General features: G+C 50.0%; 17 protein-coding genes and 1 pseudogene. 6 read left to right on the forward strand and 12 right to left on the reverse strand.

Annotation, left to right across the window (positions count from 1 at the left end; genetic code table 11):
- Positions 1-22 precede the first annotated feature (22 nt).
- The 7 genes and pseudogenes from ACYVFD_RS32435 to fucP form a co-directional block, all read right to left on the reverse strand.
- Complete coding sequence (locus ACYVFD_RS32435; protein WP_338877478.1) at positions 23-892, reverse strand: fumarylacetoacetate hydrolase family protein; 870 nt, start codon at positions 890-892, stop codon at positions 23-25.
- Between the two features lie 8 nt (positions 893-900).
- Positions 901-1,665: pseudogene (locus tag ACYVFD_RS32440) on the reverse strand (SDR family NAD(P)-dependent oxidoreductase).
- A gap of 60 nt (positions 1,666-1,725) precedes the next feature.
- Complete coding sequence (locus ACYVFD_RS32445) at positions 1,726-3,399, reverse strand: UxaA family hydrolase (RefSeq protein WP_338877480.1); 1,674 nt, start codon at positions 3,397-3,399, stop codon at positions 1,726-1,728.
- Positions 3,393-3,995 (reverse strand): LutC/YkgG family protein, encoded by a 603-nt coding sequence (locus tag ACYVFD_RS32450; RefSeq protein WP_338877481.1) that lies wholly within the window; start codon positions 3,993-3,995, stop codon positions 3,393-3,395. The genes ACYVFD_RS32445 and ACYVFD_RS32450 overlap by 7 nt, the downstream gene beginning before the upstream one ends.
- Complete coding sequence (locus tag ACYVFD_RS32455; RefSeq protein ID WP_338877482.1) at positions 3,992-5,380, reverse strand: lactate utilization protein B; 1,389 nt, start codon at positions 5,378-5,380, stop codon at positions 3,992-3,994. The genes ACYVFD_RS32450 and ACYVFD_RS32455 overlap by 4 nt, the downstream gene beginning before the upstream one ends.
- Positions 5,377-6,138 carry a (Fe-S)-binding protein gene (locus ACYVFD_RS32460; protein WP_338877483.1) on the reverse strand — a complete coding sequence of 254 codons (762 nt, stop codon included), beginning with the start codon at positions 6,136-6,138 and terminating at the stop codon, positions 5,377-5,379. The genes ACYVFD_RS32455 and ACYVFD_RS32460 overlap by 4 nt, the downstream gene beginning before the upstream one ends.
- A 20-nt stretch (positions 6,139-6,158) precedes the next feature.
- Positions 6,159-7,409: an L-fucose:H+ symporter permease gene (gene fucP / locus ACYVFD_RS32465; RefSeq protein WP_461094697.1), complete on the reverse strand. Its 1,251-nt coding sequence runs from the start codon at positions 7,407-7,409 to the stop codon at positions 6,159-6,161.
- Positions 7,410-7,540: 131 nt separating this feature from the next.
- Here fucP and ACYVFD_RS32470 point away from each other — a divergent pair, with 131 nt between their 5' ends.
- On the forward strand, positions 7,541-8,407 hold the full coding sequence (locus ACYVFD_RS32470) for an AraC family transcriptional regulator (protein WP_338877484.1): 867 nt from the start codon (positions 7,541-7,543) through the stop codon (positions 8,405-8,407).
- A gap of 422 nt (positions 8,408-8,829) precedes the next feature.
- On the opposite strand, the gene ACYVFD_RS32475 is transcribed toward ACYVFD_RS32470, so the two are convergent.
- Genes ACYVFD_RS32475 through ACYVFD_RS32485 form a run of 3 tightly spaced genes read right to left on the reverse strand, consistent with a single transcriptional unit; the run spans position 8,830 to position 17,413 of the window.
- A complete protein-coding gene (locus tag ACYVFD_RS32475) occupies positions 8,830-12,378 on the reverse strand; it encodes a VCBS repeat-containing protein (RefSeq protein WP_338877485.1) in 3,549 nt (1,182 codons plus the stop codon).
- Positions 12,379-12,420: 42 nt separating this feature from the next.
- On the reverse strand, positions 12,421-13,944 hold the full coding sequence (locus ACYVFD_RS32480) for a RagB/SusD family nutrient uptake outer membrane protein (protein WP_338877487.1): 1,524 nt from the start codon (positions 13,942-13,944) through the stop codon (positions 12,421-12,423).
- Positions 13,945-13,990: 46 nt separating this feature from the next.
- Entirely contained in the window at positions 13,991-17,413 is a 3,423-nt protein-coding gene (locus tag ACYVFD_RS32485) for a TonB-dependent receptor (RefSeq protein ID WP_338877488.1), read from the reverse strand.
- 24 nt (positions 17,414-17,437) lie between these two features.
- Between ACYVFD_RS32485 and ACYVFD_RS32490 the strand changes: the two genes are divergently transcribed.
- On the forward strand, positions 17,438-17,611 hold the full coding sequence (locus tag ACYVFD_RS32490) for a hypothetical protein (protein ID WP_338877489.1): 174 nt from the start codon (positions 17,438-17,440) through the stop codon (positions 17,609-17,611).
- A 76-nt stretch (positions 17,612-17,687) separates the two neighbouring features.
- Here the strand turns inward: ACYVFD_RS32490 and ACYVFD_RS32495 are convergent, their stop codons facing one another.
- Together ACYVFD_RS32495 and ACYVFD_RS32500 are read right to left on the reverse strand one after the other, a co-directional pair.
- A complete protein-coding gene (locus tag ACYVFD_RS32495) occupies positions 17,688-18,743 on the reverse strand; it encodes a FecR family protein (RefSeq protein ID WP_338877490.1) in 1,056 nt (351 codons plus the stop codon).
- Positions 18,744-18,821: 78 nt separating this feature from the next.
- Entirely contained in the window at positions 18,822-19,454 is a 633-nt protein-coding gene (locus ACYVFD_RS32500) for an RNA polymerase sigma factor (RefSeq protein WP_338877491.1), read from the reverse strand.
- Between the two features lie 493 nt (positions 19,455-19,947).
- Between ACYVFD_RS32500 and ACYVFD_RS32505 the strand changes: the two genes are divergently transcribed.
- From ACYVFD_RS32505 to ACYVFD_RS32520, 4 genes are all read left to right on the forward strand, one after another.
- A complete protein-coding gene (locus tag ACYVFD_RS32505; RefSeq protein ID WP_461094698.1) occupies positions 19,948-20,127 on the forward strand; it encodes a hypothetical protein in 180 nt (59 codons plus the stop codon).
- Between the two features lie 383 nt (positions 20,128-20,510).
- On the forward strand, positions 20,511-20,984 hold the full coding sequence (locus tag ACYVFD_RS32510; protein WP_338877492.1) for a winged helix-turn-helix domain-containing protein: 474 nt from the start codon (positions 20,511-20,513) through the stop codon (positions 20,982-20,984).
- Between the two features lie 7 nt (positions 20,985-20,991).
- Positions 20,992-21,519 (forward strand): IS630 family transposase, encoded by a 528-nt coding sequence (locus ACYVFD_RS32515; protein WP_338877493.1) that lies wholly within the window; start codon positions 20,992-20,994, stop codon positions 21,517-21,519.
- 417 nt (positions 21,520-21,936) lie between these two features.
- Positions 21,937-23,076: an MBL fold metallo-hydrolase gene (locus ACYVFD_RS32520; protein ID WP_461094699.1), complete on the forward strand. Its 1,140-nt coding sequence runs from the start codon at positions 21,937-21,939 to the stop codon at positions 23,074-23,076.
- Positions 23,077-23,551: the final 475 nt, after the last annotated feature.

Here is a 23,551-nt window from a genome sequence, read left to right on the forward strand (position 1 = left end):
GAAACCAACCTAAATTAAAAAGTTATACTGAAGAGCTGTAGGCCACCACCGATTGCCGGGCATGCCCCAGCCCGTCGATACCGAGTTCAACCTGGTCGCCGGGTTGCAGGTAGCGGGGCGGTTTCAGGCCCAGCCCTACACCGGGCGGAGTACCGGTCGAGATGATGTCGCCCGGCAGCAGGGTCATAAACCGGCTGACGTAGGCAATCAACTGGGGCACCTTGAAAATCATGGTTTGGGTGTTGCCGTCCTGCCTGGTTTGCCCGTTCACGGTCAGCCACAGCCGCAGGTTGTCGACATCGCCAATTTCGTCGGGCGTGACTAACCAGGGGCCAATGGGCGCGAAGGTGTCGCAGCCCTTACCCTTGTCCCAGGTGCCGCCCCGCTCCAGCTGGTATTCCCGTTCCGAAACGTCATTATGGAGACAATAGCCCGCAATGTGTTTGGGTGCATCGGCTTCAGCAACGTAACTGGCCCGTTTCCTGATCACAACAGCCAACTCTACTTCCCAGTCGGTTTTAGTCGAATCGGGCGGGATAACAATCACATCGTTGGGGCCGCAGAGGGCCGACGTTGCTTTCAGGAAAACGACGGGTTCGGTGGGAATAGCCGCGCCGGTTTCGCGGGCATGGTCTTCGTAATTTAGACCGATGCACACGATTTTGGACGGACGGGCCACCGGGCACCCCAGCCGGGTATCGGGCGAAACAACGGGCAGTATGCCGTTGGTGATGCCGGGCCGTTCCAGGTGATGCCGTAGCCGCTCCAAGCCATCACCCGCAAAGAAATCATCGGTATAATCCGGCACAATGGCCGATACATCCAGCCAGGTGTTTTCCAGAATAATGCCCGGCTTTTCGGCTCCCGGTTCGCCAAATCGAATCAGTTTCATGGGTGCTGTCAGGTGTTTAATTTACTGAATCCGCCATCCAGCGGGTAATCGCAGCCGGTGATAAAGCCCGCTTCGTCCGAACACAGGTACAAGGCCAGCATGGCTACTTCGTCGGGGGTACCCATCCGACCGATGGGCTGACTTTGGGCCAGCTTGTCGAACATTTCGGCGCGGGTATCGGGGTAATTTTCCGTCAGAAAGCCATCGACAAAGGGTGTGTGAATCCGGGCCGGCGAAATACTGTTGCATCGAATCCTGTCGGCCATATAGTCCCGCGCTACCGATAGCGTCATGGCCTGTACGGCTCCTTTGCTCATGGAATAGGCAAAGCGGTCGGGAATGCCGACCAGGGCCGCTACCGACGACATATTCAGGATGACCCCGCCCCCCCGGTGCTGCATGAGCGGCACGGCGGCAAACAGGCAGTTTTACACGCCCTTCACGTTCACGCTCAGGATTCGTTCTACATCGGCTTCGGTTGTAGCATCGAGTCGCCCAACGTGGGCAATCCCGGCGTTATTGACCAGAATGTCCACGTTCTTAACTTTTCGGAAAACGTTCAGCACCGGGATTTGCTGGCTTACGTCGCAGGTGTGGGCATACGCCCGGCCACCCGCCTGGGCAATGCTGGCAACGACCGCTTCGGCGGCTGTAGCATTCCGTTCCAAAATATGCACGGCTGCTCCCTGCCGGGCAAATAGCTGTGCAATGGCCTGGCCAATGCCGCTGCCGCCCCCCGTGATAATAGCTGTTTTATTGGCTAAGGATAACATAAATGGTGAGGGTTATTTGGCTATTGGTGTAAGGGATTTATCAGTCAGGCAAACGTCTGTTTACAGATTTACGCCCCGCTGCCAAGGGATAAAATCATTTTGGCCCAGGCACTCAGATTTGGTGTGGATAGAACCGGAAGCTACGTCAATTAGCCAGCGGAGAAGCCTACTGCCAGTTTGCACAATGGTTTCTTCACCCGCTACGATCAGCCCCGCATCGAAGTCGATGATGTCGGGCATCCGGGTGGACAGCCGGGTGTTGGTTGCTATTTTGGCGGTGGGCGTGATGGGGTTGCCGGTGGGGGTTCCCAGGCCCGTTGTGAACACAATCAGGGTAGCTCCCGAAGCGGCCATGCCGGTGGTGGCCAGCACGTCATTGCCTGGGGTACACAGCAGGTGCAACCCCGACCGGCTAGGAAGTTCAGTGTAATCGAGTACTCCGGCAATGGGTGCGTTGCCCCCTTTTCTGGCCGCCCCCGCCGACTTGATGGCATCGGTAATCAGTCCGTCTTTAATGTTGCCCACTGACGGATTCATGTCGAATCCTGCGCCAACGGCTTCGGCCTGCCGGGCGTAATCGGCCATGAGCCGCACGAAGGTTTCGGCATCGGCGAGGTTTTCGCAACGGTCAATCAGTTCCTGCTCCACCCCGCAGAGTTCGGGGAATTCGGCCAGGAGCGTGGTTCCGCCCACCGTCACCAGCACATCGGACAGATAACCCAGGGCGGGATTGGCCGATATACCTGAAAAACCATCCGAACCTCCGCATTTAAGCCCGACGGTCAGCTTGCTCAACGGCGCGGGTTGACGGGTAAACTGATTGATGGTAATGAGTCCGGCAAAGGTTTGCCGGATGGCTTCGGAGAGCATGGCGGCTTCGGTGCCGTAGGTTTGCTGGTCGAAGTACAGCAGGGGCCGGTCGAAGGCGGGGTTACGTTGGTGTATTTCGGCCCGCAGTCCCTCTATCTGTGATTTCTGGCAACCCAGACTTAGTACCGTTACTCCGGCTACGTTGGGATTGACAATGAATCCGGCTAGCAGGGCACATAGCCGGTCGGCATCGGCATTGGTCCCTCCACAACCCATTTCGTGGGTCAGAAACCGGATGCCATCTACGTTGGGAAACAAAGCCGATGTGCGCGGGACTTCGGCATTCGTAGCTTCCTCTGACACCGAAGCAACTTCTTGAGCATACGTACCCGTCCGTCGATAGGTCGTCGCCAGATTCCGTACCTGCTGGCGGTAGGTTTCGGGCTGTCCGTAGCCAAGTTCGCGCTCAAAAGCGTCCTGCATCATCTGGATATTGCGGTTTTCGCAAAACACCAGCGGCACCACAAGCCAGTAATTCCGTGTACCAACGCTACCATCCGACCGAACGTACCCGTTGAACGTCAGCGATTCCCAGGCCGACACATCGGGGGCGGTCCAGACATAGGATTTTCGCTTTTGCAGGGTGTACGGCTCGGCTTCGTGGCGGAGGTTGAAGGTAGTAAGGGTCTCGCCGGGGGCAATGGGGCGGGTGGCTTTCCCCACTAGCACCCCATACATAAACACTGGGTCGCCAGGGGCAAGCTGGGTCAGGGTAAACTTGTGTTTGGCCGACACTGGGCCGGACAGCTGTACGGTTTGATTCTGATGGAAAATGACCTCGCCCGCTGGCAAATCCTGTAGGGCCACCAGCACGTTATCGGCGGGGTGAATGTGGAGAAATAGATGTCGGGTCTGGGTCAGCATGGATTTATAGCGGTATGGGCCAGTAAAAAGACGGTAAGGCTCCGCGCCCCGTGCGCTCCAATGACCAGAGATTGTTCGATGTCTGCGGTTTTGGATGGTCCGGCAATGAACACACCATAGCTAAACGGGTTGCCCGACAGTCGCTGATAGGCTTCGTGCAGGGTGGGTACCAGCGCGGATTCGTCCAGCAGCAACGCCAAATGATCACAAATGAACGGCAGGGCGCGGTGCGGCAACGTTGTGTCATCGAGCCAGATGGCCCCGTTCTCAGCCACCCCAAACTCACCCCGCAGTACGGCCAGGTCAACCGTTTCGAGGTCGTGTCCGGTGGCGGTTCGGACGTGTCTGAATTCGCCGTATTTCAGTTCGGGCAGGGTATGAATGATCCGGTTCGGCCTCGGGAACCAGGTTTCTATATACTGCTGAACGGCCTGAATACCCGCTACCCGGACTACCAGACCGCCAATGGTCTCGACGCAGGTAATGAAGGTTTCCGCAACGTGCGCCCCAGCATAAACTTCCGGCAGGACGGGTAACGACCCACCTGGGGGCTGGCTGTGGGTAACGGCCTGTAAGATATGTTCACGGCTGTTCATAAGCGTCGGCGGGTTTGGTTATACCAGTCACCAAAACTCTGCGCGGGCGGCTGGGGCATCTCTCGACCTTTATACCAGGGATTCAACTGGTTGCTGACGGCTCCCGGCCAGTATCGCATCAACCTGCGACCCGCCCGGCCCGCCACGCGGTACACCAGCGGGTGAGCCAGCACCCAGCCCATTAGCTTCATCGATAGCGTTTTAGGCAGAGGAGCCAGTCCTTCGGCGGTCAGCGTCTGCCGCCAGTGCCAAAGCTGATCGTGGATGTCGATTTTAACGGGACACACGTTGGAGCAACTACCGCACAGCGTACTGGCAAAAGGCAGGTCGGCGTTTTTCCGCATATCAAGGTTGGGGGCCAGAATGGAGCCAATGGGTCCGGCTACGGCGTTATGGTAGCTGTGGCCCCCGCTGCGCCGATAAACCGGGCAGGTGTTGAAACAGGCCCCGCAGCGGATGCACTTAAGCGAATTGCGGAAGTGCGTGCGCCCCAACTGGGTACTCCTTCCATTGTCGACCAGCACCAGGTGCATGACTTTTCCCGGAGCAGGTCGTCGGAAATGGCTGGAATAAGTGGTGATGGGCTGACCCGTTGCCGAGCGGGTCAGCAGCCGCAGAAATACGCCGAGGTGTTCCTGCTGGGGAATCACCTTTTCGATGCCCATGCAGGCAATGTGTACGTCGGCTAAGTGGGCACCGAGGTCGGCGTTGCCTTCGTTGGTGCAGACCACGAATCCGCCTGTTTCGGCAACGGCAAAATTGACCCCAGTGATAGCAATTTGCGCGGCCATGAACCGCTCGCGCAGATGCGTTCGGGCGGCTTCGGTCAGGTACTGCGGGTCATGGTTGCCCGCTTCGGTTCCCAGATGCTGATGGAAAGTATCACTCACGTCGGATTTACGCAGGTGAATAGCGGGCAGCACGATATGACTCGGCGACTCCTGCCGGAGCTGTACAATCCGCTCGCCCAAATCAGTATCGACCAGGTCAACGCCCTGTTCGGTCAGAAACTCATTCAGGTGGCATTCTTCGGTCAGCATCGACTTGCTTTTGACCACCTTTGGCCGGGCTGAAGGGCTGTGCTGCTGAATCAAATCCAGCACAATCCGGTTGTGTTCGGCGGCATCAGTGGCCCAGTGTACGGTAATGCCGTTGGCCGTTGCCTGCCGCTCGAAATTGGTCAATAACGTGCTGAGGTTGGCCAGCGCATAGTCTTTGATGCCCGATGCCAGGTCGCGCAGGCTCTCCCATTCGGGCAGGGTATGGGCGGCTTTGTCGCGTTTTTGCCGCACGAACCAAAGCGTCTGGTCATGCCAGTCGGTGCGGGCTTCGTCAGCAATGAACTGCCGGGCGGCCTGGTCGTGGGGAACAACGGGTTTACTCATGCCGGTATGGTGTTTGGTTGATGGAGCGGGAGCGGGCAGGCTTCGTTAAGCAGTTGGGCCAGATGCAGTACCCGCACCGGTGATACCTGCCGCCGGAGAATTCCTTCGAGGTGCATCAGGCACGACATATCGCCCCCCAGAATGGCATCGACCTTGTTAGCCAGATGTTCGGCAAGGCGGTCTTTGCCCATTTTTACCGACAGGGTTTCCTGCGTCACGCAGAACGTTCCCCCAAAACCGCAGCACTCATCGGGCCGGGTGGGTTGGCAAACCGTTAGCCCGTTTATCAGGTTCAGCAGGATTTCCACTTTGGAAAACGTAGGTTCGTTGCGTTCCGACATCGAAGCCAGCCGCAACCCCCGCTGCCCGTGACAACTCTGGTGCAGACCCACCCGGAGCGGCTTTTCGAGCGTACCAAACCGATTCGGTTGGTGCTGAACCTGGAGCCTATCGGTCAGGAATTCGCTCAGTTCCCACACCCGCCCCTGGATACCCGCGTTATGTTCGCGCAGGTGCAACACGCACGACCCGGACGGGCAAACGATATGGTCGAAGCCGCCGAATTGCCGGGCCATGTTACGGTCGCAGCCCGCCGACTGACTTGCGAAACCCGAATTAGCCATCGGTTGCCCACAGCAGGTCTGGTTGCGGGGAACCACCACTTCGCAACCCAACTTCTCCAGTAGTTCGAGGGTAGCGATAGCCACCGCCGGGTAAAACTGGTCGACATAACAGGGTATAAACAGAGCTACGTGCATGAGGTCAGTGAGTAACGGCTTCAATTTGAGTCAGCCGCTAAACGGGCGGTGGTACGTAGGGCGAAAAATAAAACCGGTATAAAACACAGGGCAGGTACGATGTAGGCCATTTGAATCGAACTGATGTCTGAGATCCGGCCCATCAGCAGGGGAAATAACGCACCCCCCGCAATGGCCATGATGAGCAGCGACGACCCCACTTTGGTTTGCGCTCCCAGCCCGTAAATACCGAGCGAGAAAATGGTGGGGAACATAATGGACATGAAAAATTCAACTCCCACCAGGGCGTACACGGCGGCCATTCCCCGAACCGCTACCGCCACCAGCAACAACCCAACGCAGCCCACGGTGTAGAAACCCAGCAGCCGATGCGGGGCAATCGTTCGCATGAGGGCCGTCCCGATAAAGCGACCCACCATAAAGCCCACCAGCGCAATGGAGAGGTAAAGGGCCCCCGTCTTTTCGGGGATGGCCGCTACGGTACCGGCAAACCGAATGAAGAAACTGGAAATGCAGACCTGAGCACCTACGTAAAAAAACTGAGCCGTAACGCCCATCATCAGGTTTTTCTGGCGAAAGATAGATTCTGTTCCGCCTTGTGTTCTAAGCGGAACGGGTTCGGCAATGTCAGGCAGTTTACTGCGGCTGATGAGCAGCGCTACAGCCAGCACAATTGCGCCAATCAGAAGATAAGGCAGTTTGACGCTGGCGGCTTCGTGGGTCAGGTAGGTATTCAGTTCATCGGGCGACATGGCCTGCTGGCGGGCCACTGTCAGCACGTTGCCCGACAAAATAACCGTTCCGCCGATAAACGGAGCCAGGGTGGCGGCTAGTCCATTGAAGGATTGAGCAAGGTTGAGTCGCTGGGTGGCCGAGGCCGGTTGGCCGAGAGCCGTTACGTAGGGATTGGCGGCTGTTTCCAGAAAGGTCAGCCCACTGGCCAGCACAAACAGCGCTACCAGAAACAGGCCGTACAAACGGAAGTCGGCGGCTGGATAGAATAGAAACGCGCCTATTGCAAACAGGCATAAACCCGTCAGAATGCCTGTTTTATAGCCAAATCGCTTCATAAACAGGCCAGCGGGTAATGCTGTGACAAAATAACCAATGAAAAAAGCTGAATCGACGAAGGCCGACTGGAGGTCGGTAAGCTGGCAGGCTTTTTTGAGGTGCGGAATCAGGATCGGGTTCAGGTTATGGGCAAATCCCCATAAAAAGAACAGACTCGTCATCAGGATAAAGGGAAAACGGTAGCGCGTCGGGTTAGACATAGTTGACTCGTTGAAACAGCATACAAATTAATTGTATAACGTAATCGAGTAATTTTATCAGATTATCCAGTTTTACCATTATGTTAGCTAATTTACGTTCATAGTTCCTTTGTCGTAGCTGATTCATTGGTATGAAACCCCAACTTCTGCGCGTACCTATCATCTCCGAGCAGTCATTTAGTGTGCGCCGGGATGTAGTGCTGCACTTTTACAACCGCTGGCATTACCATCCCGAAATCGAACTGGTACATATCGAACACGGCAGCGGCACACAGTTCGTAGGCGATAGCATCCAGCACTTTCAGCCGGGCGACGTGCTGCTGGTGGGCGCGAACCTACCCCACTATTGGCGATGCGACCAAGAGTACTTTGAAAACCGGGAGGGGTTGCTGGCTCAGGCCACAGTCGTGCATTTTCGAGCCGATTTCTGGGGAGACACCTTCCTGCAACTCCCCGAAAACCGACCTGTCGTTCGCCTGCTGGAGCGGGCCAGACAGGGTATCCGGTTGCTGGGGTCAACGCGGGAGCAGATCAAAAACAGAATGGCCCAACTGCTCACCGAACAGGGTACGGCGCGGTTGGTATCGTTGATTCAGATACTTTCGTTGCTGGCTGAGGCCCCTGACCTGCCTCTGCTTTCGGCTCAAAACTATCCCATCCATTTCGATGAAGCCGATACTGACCGCATCAATCTGATTTATGCCTATTCGCTGGCTCACTTCCAGCGGAAGATTTCCTTGAATGAAATTGCGGCTGTGGCCGCTATGAGTCCGAACTCGTTTTGCCGTTATTTTAAATCGCGGAGCCGCAAATCATTTTCGCAATTTTTGCTTGAACTCCGGGTGCAGCACGCCTGTAAACTGCTGATTGAAGGTCGATTGAGTATTGCTATGGTTTGTAATGAAAGCGGTTTCAACCAGTTTTCGGGCTTCAATAAGTACTTTAAACTCATCACTGGCAAAAGCCCGATGCAGTACCAGAGGACGTTCGCGAAGTAGTGTAAACTCGAAGAACTCCACTATTTCACCAGAGAATCGGCGGTATTCAATATGCCCGCTTCGGTTTCGGTCAGTAAATCACCTTCAAACGTGTCAACCGGCGTGTAACTGCTCTCATGCACGCTGATTAGTCTTCAGACCCACCACAAATACCCTCCTTATTTAGGCGAGGAGAGTGTTACCGGCCCAAATAGCCCAAATTTACTGTCCTTTGGGGGGCGGGTTTGCTAACTGACCATTCCCAGGTTTTTAATTTCTCTGATTGCGTTATAACCACCTGCCTTGGCAAATTCGAGAAATTTGCGGGATGCCTATCGCTGGTAAAGCTGGTAATATCGGTTTAGAAGTGTACGCAATCGTGGGTAGTATGTCGGGTTGACAAAAGTGTTCAAGCTCAGGAGTCTGCCTGAGGTGTAAGGTAATCATAAGGTTCGGCGACGGCCCTGAACATCCGAAATCTGAATTGTTTTAGCCTTTCCCGATGGTATCAGCACTCGAGATGACTGCGAGAGGTAGCCGTTTCCCCAGTAGAACTCCGTTTTTCTCGTTTTACCATTCGGCAGCGTTGTTAGCGCATAGGCATCGGTTGGATTAAGCTTTATAGGAAGTTCAGGCTGTTTATAAGCCGATTTTAACAGGCGAAGGCTATCCCGATTCTGGGTGACAATGTATAGTGGCTGTCCTCCTGCCAGGCTCAATATGGCCAGAGCCTTGGCATCTTTATCAGCCACAAAACCACTCTTGCTTGCCCCAACAGCAGTAAACGTTCCTGTACCATTACCAAGCAGGCAGGTACCTATCCCCGCATCATACCAGCCTGTGAGGGGTTCTGTTCCGTAATCATTGCCAACGCTCAGCAAATCGAGATTGCCGTCCCTATTCAGGTCGGTAACCTGCATACCCAGCATAGGAGACAACTGGGCCTCTAGGGGAAGGGTCGTCATCGTGAATGAACCATTTCCCTTGTTTTCAATGTAGGAGGAAGCCAGGTTGGTCGCTTTGAAAACAAGCGCATCTTTTAGCTGGTCGGGCGAAAACATATCGGTAATTGTCGCGTTTCCGTAATCGCTATAATGGCGGAATTGCCGACGCATGCCCACTATTTGCGTGTTCAGGGTTTCCCGTGGATGGACCGGGTATTCTTTGCCCTGGATAAATCGACAGAGAATGGGATCAATACGTCCGTTGTCGTCGAAATCTTTAGCATACAGACATACCGGCTCTTCAGGCGACGCTTTATAGCGCGAGTTAAGCCCCAGGTTTCCGGCTACGTAGTCAATATCGCCGTCGTTATCAAAATCACCACCGACAACAGCATTCCACCACCCTACCGAGTTGTCCAGCACAGTAGATTGTTTACCCAGCACCTTACCCTGCGTATTTTTATAGAATGTGATTGGCATAAATTCACCCACTACAACTAAATCCACCCAGCCGTCATTATCGTAATCACTCCATAGGGCACTGGTAATCATACCGGCATGCCGGAGGGCGGGAGCCACCCGGTCGGTCACATCCGAAAAATGGCCTTTCCCATCATTTTTGAGCAGGTAACTGGCAGGTGCTGTCGGATACTGGTTTGGAACGATGCGCCCTCCTATGAACAAGTCCAGGTCACCATCTTTATCAAAGTCGTTGGCAACCACGCAGCTACCACTGGCCGAAATAAGCGGTAAGGCTGTTGAATCCAGCTGAAATAGCCCTTTCCCCGCGTTTCGGTACAACCGGTTCTGATAGGCTTTGGTATCTGATCCAAACTCGCTGCTTCCGCTGACGCAGTACAAGTCCAGATCCCCATCGTTATCTGCGTCGAACAGCAGCATACCCATATCCTCCTGCACTTTGGTAGGTAAGCTGCCAGCAGAGAACGTCTGATTGGGGCGCTGATAAAACAACGCAGCCGGATTTCCGGCGGAGCCGCTCAGAACAAAATCGTCCAGCCCATCGCCATTCACATCGCCCACCGCAATACCGGGGCCCGCCTGAGAATATTTCCGGTTCAGCAGACTGGTCCATTTAAAGTCGACGAAGTCAAGTTCAGTCTGTTGGTAAGGAGGTACGGTGCCAGCCGGCACCTCAGTGAATAGGGTGGGTACATGGGTGGCGATTGGTTTAGTATCGAGCCTGGCTTGCCGGTCGTACAGGGTAAGTGTCTGATTTGTACTAACCTTCTTTAGTTTTTGTACTTTCTGTCCCGGCCAGGTTATAGTCAGGGAGTCGATGAGGGTCTGACTCCCAAGTCCGAAATGAATGAATGGCTCAACCGTTGAGTTATAGCCCCGCTGTATGGCTTGTTCGGCGTATTGCTGTTGCCCTTTGGACCAGATAGTTACCTTTGCGCCAATCCCAGCCGGGTTTCCTTTCGGCCCAGCCAGCTTGATTCGGATGTAATTCGTTGCCGGTTTATTCACTGCGTCCTGCACGTGATTCTCATACAGTAATGCTTCACTGTTGAGAGCACTCATGACCAAATCCAGGTCGCCATCATTATCCAGGTCGGCATAGGCGGCTCCATTTGTAACCGAGTGCTGGCTGATACCCCACTCAGCTGCCACGTTGGTAAATACCAGGTTTCCTTTATTTTGAAACAGAAAGTCAGGCTTGTCAATAGGGGCTAACTGATTGGCCGCTTCAATTATACTGCGGAGTCTGGCTTTTTTAGTACCAAACATGGAGGCATCTTTTGTGTAAATGCCAAAATCAAGGTTGGTAATGTCTTTTGGATAACCATTCGTGATTAAAATATCACGTTTACCGTCGTTATCAAAGTCAGCCAATAATGTACTCCAACTCCAGTCAGTTGCCTCAATTCCCGCTAATTGTCCTACGTCGCTGAACGTTGGTACATCGCTGGCCAGGGCACCGTTATTCAACTGTAGGGCGTTGCGAACGTATTGAGGCTGATATTTTTTAGCCAGCGCAATCTGGAACTGATCGTAATTAATGTCTGAAAACATTGATTTCTGACGCAGATTATCGTCTGGTAACATATCTACTGCCACAATATCATTTAAACCATCGTTGTTCAGATCGGCCATATCGACCCCCATTCCATTTTGTTCCTGGTGTTTGAGCGCCTTATTGATTTTATTGGTGAAAGTGCCATCCCGATTGTTGATGTACATCAAATCGTTCGACAGGAAATCATTGGTAACGTAGAGATCGGGGTAGCCATCCTGATTGATATCGTTCGTGACAACTCCCAGTCCCCAGCCTTCAGCGTTAATACCAGCCTGCCGGGACACATCCGTAAACCGGGGCAGGGCATTGCCTTGAAGTCCGTCGTTGCGAAATAACTTATCGACACTCCGTCCAGTACCATCCGTTTTTTGCCCGACTGCCACGCTTCGGATATAATCTTCTATACCATTGGTTACCAGGTACATATCCAGATCGCCGTCCAGATCGTAATCGAGGAAGGCCGCCTGTGTTGAATAACTCGGATCGGCCAGTCCCACTTCGGCCGCTGCCTCGATAAACGTAGGAGTACCGTTTTTATCCGGGCCATTGTTGATGTAGAGCAGGTTAGGTACTGATTTGTTACGGTCGGGATGAATAGTGCATACGTAGATATCAAGCCAGCCATCCTGATTGATGTCAACCATAGACACACCGGTACACCAGGTTTTAGTACTGACTTTGGCGGGAATGGTTATGTCCTCAAAAGTCAGGTTGCCTTTATTAAGGTATAACTTCGACGAAACCATGTTCCCCGTGAAGAAAATATCTTGTAACCCGTCGTTATTGACGTCCCCTATACCAACGCCCCCCCCATTGTAGATGTATTCGAAGTTCAGTACATTCAGTCTGTTTGTTTCAGTAATCTTATTGGTGAACGTCAGATGTGAATCAGCCGAGGTTACCAGAGAAAATACCGGTCTGTCGGCGAAGTGGCAGGCTCCCGCCACCTGGGTAAGTAAGAGAACAAGGCCAGATAAACGCGCTACTTTCATGGAAAAGACAACAAACATGGGTTGTATATCCCCTCCGGATAACCGGAGGGGATAAATCGATTAGTAACCGGGATTTTGGTCCTTCTGGTCAATCTTTGAGTTATTATTGATTTCGCTCTGAGGGATTGGCAATAACTCATGTTTCCCCTTCTGAAAGTAAGAAATTGGCTCTTTGGTGAGTTTATTCTGTTTGCGCCAGCGTAGTATGTCCAGATTGCGAATTTGTTCGCCACTGAGTTCAACCCGTTTTTCGTGCATAATGGCGGCTAACACCTCCGCTTTGTTCGACACCGGAAATTTTGGCGTTGGATAATGGGGCATACCTACGCTTTTACGATCCCGGACCTGATTGATGTACGAAACGGCAGTTGTGGGAGACCCCACTTCATTCTCACATTCAGCCATCATCAATAATACTTCAGCATACCGGATAACCCGAAAATTGATACCCGACTGGCTGTTTTCCGCAGTAGCCTTGTAAATTTTCTGGTATTTCTTCCAGCTGATTTTGGGGTCGGCTCCCTGTACGTCCTTAAGTGTATCTTTACCATTGTTAAACAGATCTCCAACCTGATAAAAGGAATCCTGATAACGCGGATCGTCTTTGGTATCACCGGCTTTTTTCTTTTCAAACTCGGCGAGTAAGCCATTTGATGGAATCACATTCCGCCAGGCATTAGGGCCGTACTCCTGCCCACGTACCGTCACCTCCCCATTGACGCCGTTGCCATCACCACTCCAGTTTAAGCCACCAAATGCTTCGGTGAAGGCAATTTCCCAGACCGACTCCGAGTTGTATTCATTCTCCTCCCTAAAGTTTTCGATATAGCTATCCACGAGTTTATATTGATTGGATGCTATCACGGCGGCCAGTTGCTCTTTGGCCAGGTCGTAATTTCCCCGCTGCATATATACCCGGGCCAGCATGGCCTGAGCGGCACCCTTCGATACCCGGCCAACGTCTGTGTCGGCGTAAGCCGACTTCAGCGGTAAGCCCGCAATAGCTTCTTTCAGATCATTAATCACGAATTCATAAACCTGATCCTCAGTGGCTCTGGGCTGGCTTTCGTCGGGTGATGTTGAGTAGGTTTTATAAAGAGGGACGCCCCCCCAAAGCGATGCCAGTTCATAGTACGACCAGGCCCGGTGAAACTTCGCTTCGCCTAAAACACGATTTCGTAGTTCTTCAGTGATACCTTGTTTGACGCCCGGTGCGAAACTAATTACAACATTGGCGCGGTGGATGACCCGGTAGAGCCCCTGCCATACATCCGTGGCCACCTGATTCGACGCATCCTGGGTACCATTGATGAGCTGCGCCCGCTGAATTTCGAGCTGCGCTCCGCCCGGCTGCATGTCATCGCCCCGTAGATCGTGAATAAAGAAATATTCCCGTGCGTACAGGTTTAACCCCTGCCAGCCTGCATAAACTGCGTTGACACCCGTAACCAGTTCGGCCCCGGTAGTGAAGTATGTTTCGGTCGATAATTGGGTAGGATTTACTTTCTCCAGAATGCTGTCATTACAGGAAAGAGTAAGGGTAACTAAGCTAATTGATAAGAATTTGAGTGCGTATCTGTTCATGTCTTTGCAGGAATTTACGGAAGACGATTAGTCGAGTGGTTGATTATTAAAACCCAATCTGAAGGCCGGCCATGATTGTTCTGGCCTGTGGAAACTGACCATAGTCAATGCCGGTGGTCAGCGAAGAGCCACCAAAGGAGCCTATCTCCGGGTCGTAGCCACTCTTATAGCCTGTAATGGTCAGTAAGTTTGTGGTGGAGATATAGACCCGGGCTTTTGAGATAAAGGGCGTTCCCTTCGAGCTGATCCAGTTTGCTGGCAGAGCGTAACCCAACGTCAGGTTCTTCACCCGCAAATACGAGCCACTTTCAATGAACCGACTCGATGCCCGCGCATTGTGGTTTGGGTCTCCTGCCACGGCCCGTGGCACGTCCGTAACCTGTCCTTCCTTCACCCAGCGATCCAGTACCGCCGTGCCGGCATTGAACAGGCGGGTCATTCCCTCCAGATTATATTTTACAGTGCTGTAAATCTGGTTGCCCTGCACGCCCTGCACAAACAAAGTCAGATCCAGGCCCTTCCATTTGGCCGAGAAATTGGTTCCATAGGTGAACTTGGGCAGAAAATGGCCAATTTTAGTTTTGTCACTCGGGTCAATTTTCCCATCCCCATTGACATCGACAAATCGAATATCACCGGGTTTGGGCGAGTCTTTATCCGCTACGACATCGGTATATTTTGCTTTCCAGGCATCTACCTCGCCCTGGTTCTGAAAAATTCCGGCAGTCTGGTAGCCATAGAAATAAGCAATTGGTTGCCCAACTTCCGTTTTAGTGAGGTTATCTCCGTACCAGTCTCCCCCAAAAATGGTATTGCCTTCATCGCCCAGGGAGATAACTTTATTACGAACGACGCTTATATTACCATTCAGTTGCCAGGTTAAGCTCCCTTTGGTTGACTGGTAGCCAGCCTGTAATTCAATTCCCCGATTCTGAACGGAACCGACGTTGGAGAGCGGTGCTTCATCATAACCCATTGATATTGGAATGGGGCGATTGAGCACCATATCGCGAGTCAGGTTATTAAAATAGTCAACCGAAAAGGAAAGCCGACCATTCAACAGTGAAGCATCGATACCCAGATTAGTCATCGCAACACTTTCCCACTTCAGGTCTTTATTGGCTAGCTTCCGAATGGTATATCCTTGACTTTCAACGGAAGTGGTTTTGTCGAATTCGTAGTAGGGATCGCTTGACAGGGTGGCCTGATACCCGTAATCGCCAATGTTATTATTGCCTACTAATCCATAACTACCGCGCAGTTTGAGTTCCGAGATAGCAGTAAATCCTTTCATGAATTTTTCTTCACTGATTCGCCAACCTGCCGAAGCCGCCGGAAAGTTGCCCCATTTTTTACCGGGGGCATATTTCGATGAGCCATCCCGGCGGAATGAAAGCCCCAGCAGGTATTTATTCGCATACTCGTAGTTAAGGCGACCCACGTAGGAGATGATTGCCGATTCAACTCGGCCCGCTCCAATACGAGGACTACTTAAGTTGGTAGGCTCCACAATCAGATTAGTAATTGAGTTGGTGCCCCCCACATTAATACCTGAGTATACGGCAGTCTGCTTTTCGGCCACTGCAATAGCATTAATAGCGTGTTTACCAAAGCTCTTGATATAGGTTAGCTGGTTGGTCAGAATCGGCGTAATAGACTGTCCTCTGTCCTGGGAAATACTCGCGTAATTGATGGAGGCAAAGCCACCCGGTCCACTGTCATAACTTGGGTTATCACCCCGGCCAATGGAATTGTAAATATTGACTCCGCCCTGAAAACGATATTTCAAACCGGCAAACAGGTCGACATCAATATAAAACGTGCTAAACACCGAATTCGACTCCTGGGTATTGCTGTTAAGCAGTGCGTTGCGTACAGGATTGGCTGGATCGGTCCCGTCAACGTTTTTAGAACCTTCAAAGCCCCCCAGGTTATTAGGATTATACACGGGCAGGTAAGGCAGGGTATTAATGATAGTCCGAATCTGGGTTCCAATGGCTCCTCCGTTCTGTTCTACCCGTCGGTTGTCATAGGCCAGGTAAAGGGTTTGACCCAGGCTCACCCGCTTTCCGAGTTTATGATCTGAGTTAAGCCGAATGTTTCCCCGTTTGTAATTTGTTCCGATCATTATACCATCCTGGCTAAAAAAGCCCCCGGACAGATAAAATTTCGACACGTCATTCCCCCCCGAAATTTCAAGCCGGTGCTGTTGAATAGCCGCGTTACGGAACATCTCCTTCTGCCAATCGGTCTCGGTTTGCCGAAATGTTTGGGTAGATCCGGGATAAATAGGTTGATCTAACCCATTTTGCCAGCGTTGCGGCAGGCTGGACCCGGCGGGTTTACCGTTGTACACATCTCCATTGTTTAACAGATCCGTTCCATAAGCAATGTATTGATCCCGGTTAAGGAGAGAAAGTTTTCGCCAGGGACTCTGAACGCCAACATAAGAATCAACGGTAACGCTTAGTTTCTTAGAGTTCGAGCGTTTTGTGGTTATCAGAATAACTCCGTTGGCGGCCCGTGAGCCGTAAATAGCGGCTGCGCTAGCGTCTTTTAAAACTTCGATTGACTGAACATCTTTAGGATCGACGTTTGACCCGTCGCCCACGGGCACCCCATCTACGACGTATAGGGGATTGGCATTGTTCACGGTCCCAACGCCCCTGATACGAATAATGGGCGCTTCACCAGGTGCTCCATTGTTGGTTACGGTTACCCCGGCTGCCCGGCCCTGGAGCGACTGGGAGATGTTGGAAACCGGTAAAGCACTGATTTCCTTGTCCGAAACTGAAGCAATGGCCCCTGTAATTGACGATTTGCGCTGCGTACCGTAGCCCACTACCACTACTTCATCCAGGGAGTTCGTGTCTGGCGCAAGAGTAATGTCGATTATGGAACGGGTACCTACCAGAACCTCCTGTTTAACGTAGCCAACAAAGCTAAATGTTAGCGTTGCATTTTGATCGGGCACGGCAATTCGATAGTGGCCTTTTGCATCCGTTACTGCCCCGCGCTGCGTTCCTTTTACGAGTATATTAACTCCTGGAATACCTTCGCCGTTCTGATCGGTGATGGTGCCGGTAACAACCTCCTCCAGAAGGATGGATTCAGGGGCCGGGGTAAGTGGCTCTGAAAGCATATTCATACTGTCTGACCGCTGACTCAGCACAATATCATTTCCTACCAGCCGGTAGCTGATTAGTAGTGGTTTCAGCATTGATTCCAGCACATCGCCCAGGGGTTGGTTCTGAACGTTCACAGAAACGAGTCGTTCTGCCTGAATCAATTTGGGGCTATACACAAATCGGATGTCCGCTTTAGTCTCAATTGCCGATAAAACGGCTTTTACCGGTTTATCCCCTAGTCGGAGTGAAATTCTTCGGTTGAGTACCTCCTGGCCAAAACCATCAAATGCATACGTCACACTTAAGGAGAAGGTAACGAGAAGCAGCTGTACGAGAGTCATTCTCATTATTTGGTAGTAAAAACCATGCGTCTGAAAGTTTTTTTTCATACTTTTATTTTGTTTTTGAATGATTTTAAACGGTTAGGCAAAAACACTCCCATTCATCCGATTTTTCGGGTGATCTATCGAGGGAAGCAAGTCAGTCGGATGTGGTGGAGCACGTCCGACTTTTTTACGCTATACGACGCTATTGATTGACGCGTCTTTCACTTTTTTGTCAGCTAATCAGGCCATAGGAAGTGGGTTTAGTTTAGAAATTCGTACACACTGTTTATCAGTTACAGCCACGACCGGAAAGGATAATCTGACCATCGGCAATTTTATACTGAGCATGGATAGCCTCACAAATCAGATCGAGTTTTTGGTATAAATCCTGGTTATTTAATGATGCGGTTAAATTGCAACTCGACAGCACTTCGGCGTTATATTCCATGTTCACCCCATAGGCTTCTTCCAATATTTTGAGTACTTGTGGGACCGGCGTTTCATTGAATTCAAATAGGTTCTTTTGAACGGTAGCTCTAACGATAACTGGTTTTTCGACCAGTGTCTTAATGAATTGTTCCCCGGCCCTCACGAATACAGCCCGCTGGTTCGGATTTAAAATCACCTCATCCGATAAGAACGTCTGGTCGGTTTGTGGGCCCCTCTTCCTAAACACAGTCACTTTACCCGTACTTACGGATACCGATATACTACTATCCTTGTCGTAAGCCTTTATGCGAAAACTGGTTCCCAGCACACGGGTAACTATTTTGCCTGTGTTGACCAGGAAGGGTTTGGCCGGATTTTTTACTACCTCGAAAAATGCCTCCCCAACCAGCGTTACTTCGCGCTTGTCCTGGTCAAATACAGCACTCACCCTTAAATCACTGTTCCGCTCCAGGGTGACCTTACTACCATCTGGCAGAGCAACGACCCGCCTATGGCTGACTGCCTGCGTTTGGGTTGGTAGCATCGTTATGCCACCGGAATGTGTACTGGGTAAAAACCGTTGCCATACACCATAACTGATGCCACAAAGCAGTACAACTGAAGCCACTATACGGAACCATGTACGCTGATAAACAGGTAAATGGCGGATTAGAACCCGGTCATCTAAAATTTGCTGGATAGCTTCCTCCATCTCGCGGGGATCGACTGATACCTCGTCTATTCGTATACTCAACACAATAAGGCGGGCCTGCTCGATGGTATTCTCCTGCTCGGGATGCGTGGTCAGCCAGGTTTGCCAGAAGTGGTCTTGCTCGGGTAGTGTCCCATACACCCACTTCCGGAAGTAAACGTCCTGAACGAAATCGTCTATAGTATATGAATGGTATTTTTTCATTAGTTGGACACGATTTTACGGCATCTCATGGATAAGAGATGCTTGGGTTAGAATAGTCCTGAAAAAAATTGAAAAAAATTATATATAAGGTAAGTACAGCATGAATACTACCATGCGCCAATGCCTGCGCAGCAACTTGAGAGCCTCATAAACCAAATTTACGGCCGAGTGCTGATTGATAGCCATAACCTGCGCAATGTCTTCATACGCAAGATCCTGGTAAAAGCGTAAGTAGATGGCTTCCCGCTGCCGTTTGGAGAGTTGCTGAAGATTGGAACGAAGTTTCAGCAGATTTTCGGCATTCGTTTCACTGTCAATAATATCAGATTCGATGGCGAACTGAACTTGAAAGTCGTACGATTCAGGCAGATCTTCAGACCCACGGGTGAGTCGCGAGCGCTGAACCTCTTTGTAAAGCTGGCGACGCAGGGACGTCAATAAATACGCTTTTATAGAACGGATTTCCTCCAGCCGTTCGCGACGGTTCCAGATATCGATAAAGAGATTATGCAGGCAATCTTTTACCAATTCCCGTTTCACACAGATTCGTAATCCATATTTCAACAAAAGGGGATAATGCGTATTTACCAAATCCGTGAATGCCCGACTGTCGCCCTGCTTAAAAGCCTCCCATACTGCATCTTCCTGAACATTTTCAGATGCCGGGACTGGCTGGTTGAGTTTAGTATCAACAAAGCTGGGCTTTTTCATAACTCAAATATAAGCCGAATCATACTTTATCAACGTACTATTATATTTTCTTCCCTGTTGATACTAGGGTTCTTTCTCCAACTGGATACTGTTAGCGAATTCAGGTTGGCAGTAAAAATCGTATTTTAGTCGTAGTTTAACCTGTATTAGCCATCTGCTTACACTTACAGACAATCAATTCAGTTCCTAACCAAACCGCTCATGCTGCCCTAGCCGCTTTCTCAAATGAGAATTCCTATCTACTGTTGCGGGACAAATCAGGAACCCTCTATAACGATACGCTATTTGCGGATCTTTTTCCACAACGAGGCCAACTCACTTTAGCTTACTGGTAATGAGCGTTAGTGACGCTCATGCAATTCGCCGAAGACCTCTCAGACAGAAAGCTGCCGATGCCGTTCGCAGCTGAATTGCCTGAACGTATATGTTAGAATTGAAACTGACCGACCCTGGCTTATACTTTAGTTTGCAGTCCGAATTTTGACTACGGTTTGTGGCCGGGGATGTTGAGGAACGCTTACTGAACGACCTACTGGTCACTTGTCAGGGACATCAATGGCTCAAAACGACCAGCAAACAACGGACCGATTCCACTTATCTAATGGCCCGCATCCGAGCCATGAACCGCTTAGAATGCGTGGTGGAGATGATGCAATTCACCTCAACCGATTAGCAGAATTGTTACCCAATTAGGTAGCACCCGATTTGCGCGCAGAATGAACCGAACACTTCGGCTCACGAGTCGATGAGTTTCATCTGCCTCACTCTCAGCAAAAATGACTGGGCTATACCTAACAAATCTGCCAGGATGGGCTCGAACTCTTGGATATGATCGAGCTGATTATTGTAAAGCCCCAGTTTACGTTAGCAATACGGGCTAATATAGGTCAGTCAAACCCTGAATGAAAGGCAAGCGCGCTGAAACCAATAATAAGCATGTCCGACATTTGTTCACAAGATGCACAAACTACATACAACAACCAATTCACTACAGCGAGAACCGCAATACTTATTGATGCGTGAGTAGACTTGTAATATTCGTATTTTGCACTTACTATGGCCAGCTACAAACAAACTGAATATGAGGTGCTACGCCGACGCTGTGCCGCTTTGGACCAGCTGGGCTGGAAACAGGTGGCTATCGCCCAAGCGTTGGGATTAACTCAAGGTTGGGTAAGTCGCACCTTGAGCAAATATCGTCAGAAGGGGCAGGACGCTTTAACTTGGCGTAAACCGCCCGGTGCTTCACCACGGCTAGCCAATGAGCAGTTAGTTCAGCTGGTTGTAGAGCTAAATAAAGGTGCTGAGTATCATGGTTTTCCGGGTCACATTTGGACCCGTCCTCGTGTCAATGAAGTGATCAAAAAACTCTTTGGGGTTAGTTATGACCCTTCACAAATAGGCCGTTTATTGAAGAAAGTAGAGTGGAGCCGTCAGAAACCGCAGCCCAAAGCGCGTCAACAGAATCCGCAACGGGTCGAGCAATGGCGAGCCGAACGGTTGCCCGAGCTTAAAAAAAGCCCAGACTGAAGGACGGGTGATTTTGTATGTCGATGAGTCTGCCTGTTATTTGTTGCCCATGCTAGGACTCACCTGGGCACCACGGGGGCAAACACCTGTGCTCCTGGAGCAGGCAGGTCGAGATCATCTAAGCTTAATTGCTGCGATTGCTCCCAATGGCCGCATTTATGTCGCTGGGCAGGACCATTCCTTCAGCGGGGAAGATATAGTATGGTTTCTGGGCAAGCTCTGTAGCCGCTATCGCAAGCGCGATTTGCTCATCATCTGGGATGGCGCTTCGATTCATAGCGGTGAAGCCGTTAAAACATTCCTAAAAGAGCGACCTGGACGGATTAATCTAGAACGTTTGCCCGCTTATAGTCCAGAGCTAAATCCTACGGAGTTAGTGTGGAACCAGATCAAACAGCGGCTGAAAAACCAAGTATTTCTTTCACTAGAAGACCTGAGCGTAACGGTTTTAGAGCAGCTTAGTCTATTAGAGAAGAATCGAAAACTGATTCAGGTCTTCTTCCAGAAGAAGGAAGTCGCCTTCTTTACGGGTTAATTCACGGATCAATAATTGCTTTCTAGTCTGGCATTTTACCCGCTTCGTTTAGTAGGGTTAGAAGAAATAAAAATTTCTTCGCATAGGCAAACGATTTTCCATTTTTACTGGATATAGTTTTGCATTTCATTTTTAAGTCTAAAAAGAAAATGACAAAATGAGAATTAGTAAAGATAGTATTGACAACATTATTCGTCAACAGAGGTTTAGCGGCAGTTGACACGTATTGGGGGCAGACTACATCCAACTCACCCCGCACATAACGGTCATGATGAATTAAAAAATGTAGCAGGTTTGGACGCTAACTTCCAGTACTAGCCTGGGTTGGCCATTGAAGATGGGAGTATGTCATGTTTCAGAAGTCTGCAAAAAAATATTCTGGAAAATTTAACAACTGTTTTAAAAATTTTAATCACAATGATAACAGCACTGACATCTACAAAGTCAAACTTTGCAGGAGATTTAAACATAAAAATTTTTAATTCAGGAGAAAATGCCATTTTTCCAGTCACATCAACCATCATTTATGGCGAAAAAGATGCCATTTTGATTGATGCTCAATTTCAAAAACAATACGTACTAGAACTAATTGAGGAAATAAACGCCTTAGGCAAAAACCTACTTGTGGTTTACATTTCGCACAGCGATCCCGATTATTATTTTGGTTTAGATGAAATAAAAAAAGCATTCCCAAACGCAAACATTGTTTCTTCAGCCCAAACTGCTTATCTTATTTCGGCTTCAAAAGATCAAAAATTTGCTATTTGGGAAGGGCAGCTAAAAAGTGATGCACCAACAGAAGTCATTACCCCCCAAGCTACCTCTTTATTGCCCGATTTGGAGGGAAATAAAATTGAAATTATCACTACAAAGAATGACCCTGCACACAGTTTTTTATGGATTTCATCTTCAAAAACAATTATAGGCGGCATTTCAGTAAATCTCGAAGGTTCCCATATTTGGATGGCTGACACCAATAATGTAGCAGCAATCGATGCCTGGATTGCTCAACTCGACAAGATGAAATCGCTTCATCCAGAAAAAGTAATTCCTTCACATTTTATTTATTATAACGATAGTCCAAAAAGTTTAGATTTTACAAAACAATATTTAGTTGATTACAAAAATGCAGCAGACAGCAGAAGTGGGGCAGAACTGGCTGTGGAGATGGAGAAAAAATACCCAACGTTTGTTGGAAGAGATATGTTAGAAATGGGTGCAAAAGTGTTTAAGGGAGAATTAAACTGGGATTTGAAATCGCCCTATCCGGCAATTGGCAATAAGGTGGAAGTAAATTTTGGTGAAATTTCATTTGTATTAAACTTTGTAGACAATAAGCAGATGTCTTTTGAGGGCCAAGGCGGAGCAACGGATTCGGTAGATTACACCGCAACCGAAATTGCCAAAAATATATTTATGGTGTATTGGCACGAACCGCATGTTGGAGATAATGTTGTTCACGTTCAGGATTATAATCAAAGTATAGTGTACACTAATATTGCCAGTAGGAGTGGAGAATTTTTTCACCTCAAAGGCACATTAAAAATAGTTGATTAAATACCTGACCCGCTGAAAATTTTGCTAAAAACGAGTAGTATCAGAGTATCAAAAACACAAGTTCCTTACGTTAGCAATCAACTTTTGTTGCCGTCTTATTGACAATGAGTAAGTCTGAAATGTCGGCGTCTTATTACCATTAGGGCAACCTACAAATGGATCGTCGAGGCGACAAATTGATGATGAAGCCCTGCACTAACTCCATTAGAGATGTTTATGCATTCGGCCTGACTTAAGGTTGGTTTAGTCGCACCCTAACCGAATATAATGGGGTTAGTGCCTTCCTTCTTTGACAAAAAAGAGGTAGCTTTCATTACGAACTAATATACCGCTCAATAACCGATAACGAAAAATGAGCAGCGCAATAATTCTTTCCGACAGCAGAGTAGTAAACACATCGACCAAAAATGCTTATCAAAAATTAATAGATCCAGCCGAGCAAGTAAAATGGAATTCACTTTATTTAGAAGCAACA

This window comes from Spirosoma gilvum (assembly GCF_054776815.1).

Coding starts and splice junctions, on each gene's coding strand:
- ACYVFD_RS32435 (WP_338877478.1), bottom strand. CDS start 892: ATGAAACTGATTCGATTTGGCGAACCGGGAGCCGAAAAGCCGGGCATT.
- ACYVFD_RS32445 (WP_338877480.1), bottom strand. CDS start 3,399: ATGCTGACCCAGACCCGACATCTATTTCTCCACATTCACCCCGCCGAT.
- ACYVFD_RS32450 (WP_338877481.1), bottom strand. CDS start 3,995: ATGAACAGCCGTGAACATATCTTACAGGCCGTTACCCACAGCCAGCCC.
- ACYVFD_RS32455 (WP_338877482.1), bottom strand. CDS start 5,380: ATGAGTAAACCCGTTGTTCCCCACGACCAGGCCGCCCGGCAGTTCATT.
- ACYVFD_RS32460 (WP_338877483.1), bottom strand. CDS start 6,138: ATGCACGTAGCTCTGTTTATACCCTGTTATGTCGACCAGTTTTACCCG.
- fucP (WP_461094697.1), bottom strand. CDS start 7,409: ATGTCTAACCCGACGCGCTACCGTTTTCCCTTTATCCTGATGACGAGT.
- ACYVFD_RS32470 (WP_338877484.1), top strand. CDS start 7,541: ATGAAACCCCAACTTCTGCGCGTACCTATCATCTCCGAGCAGTCATTT.
- ACYVFD_RS32475 (WP_338877485.1), bottom strand. CDS start 12,378: ATGTTTGTTGTCTTTTCCATGAAAGTAGCGCGTTTATCTGGCCTTGTT.
- ACYVFD_RS32480 (WP_338877487.1), bottom strand. CDS start 13,944: ATGAACAGATACGCACTCAAATTCTTATCAATTAGCTTAGTTACCCTT.
- ACYVFD_RS32485 (WP_338877488.1), bottom strand. CDS start 17,413: ATGACTCTCGTACAGCTGCTTCTCGTTACCTTCTCCTTAAGTGTGACG.
- ACYVFD_RS32490 (WP_338877489.1), top strand. CDS start 17,438: ATGCGTCTGAAAGTTTTTTTTCATACTTTTATTTTGTTTTTGAATGAT.
- ACYVFD_RS32495 (WP_338877490.1), bottom strand. CDS start 18,743: ATGAAAAAATACCATTCATATACTATAGACGATTTCGTTCAGGACGTT.
- ACYVFD_RS32500 (WP_338877491.1), bottom strand. CDS start 19,454: ATGAAAAAGCCCAGCTTTGTTGATACTAAACTCAACCAGCCAGTCCCG.
- ACYVFD_RS32510 (WP_338877492.1), top strand. CDS start 20,511: ATGGCCAGCTACAAACAAACTGAATATGAGGTGCTACGCCGACGCTGT.
- ACYVFD_RS32520 (WP_461094699.1), top strand. CDS start 21,937: ATGATAACAGCACTGACATCTACAAAGTCAAACTTTGCAGGAGATTTA.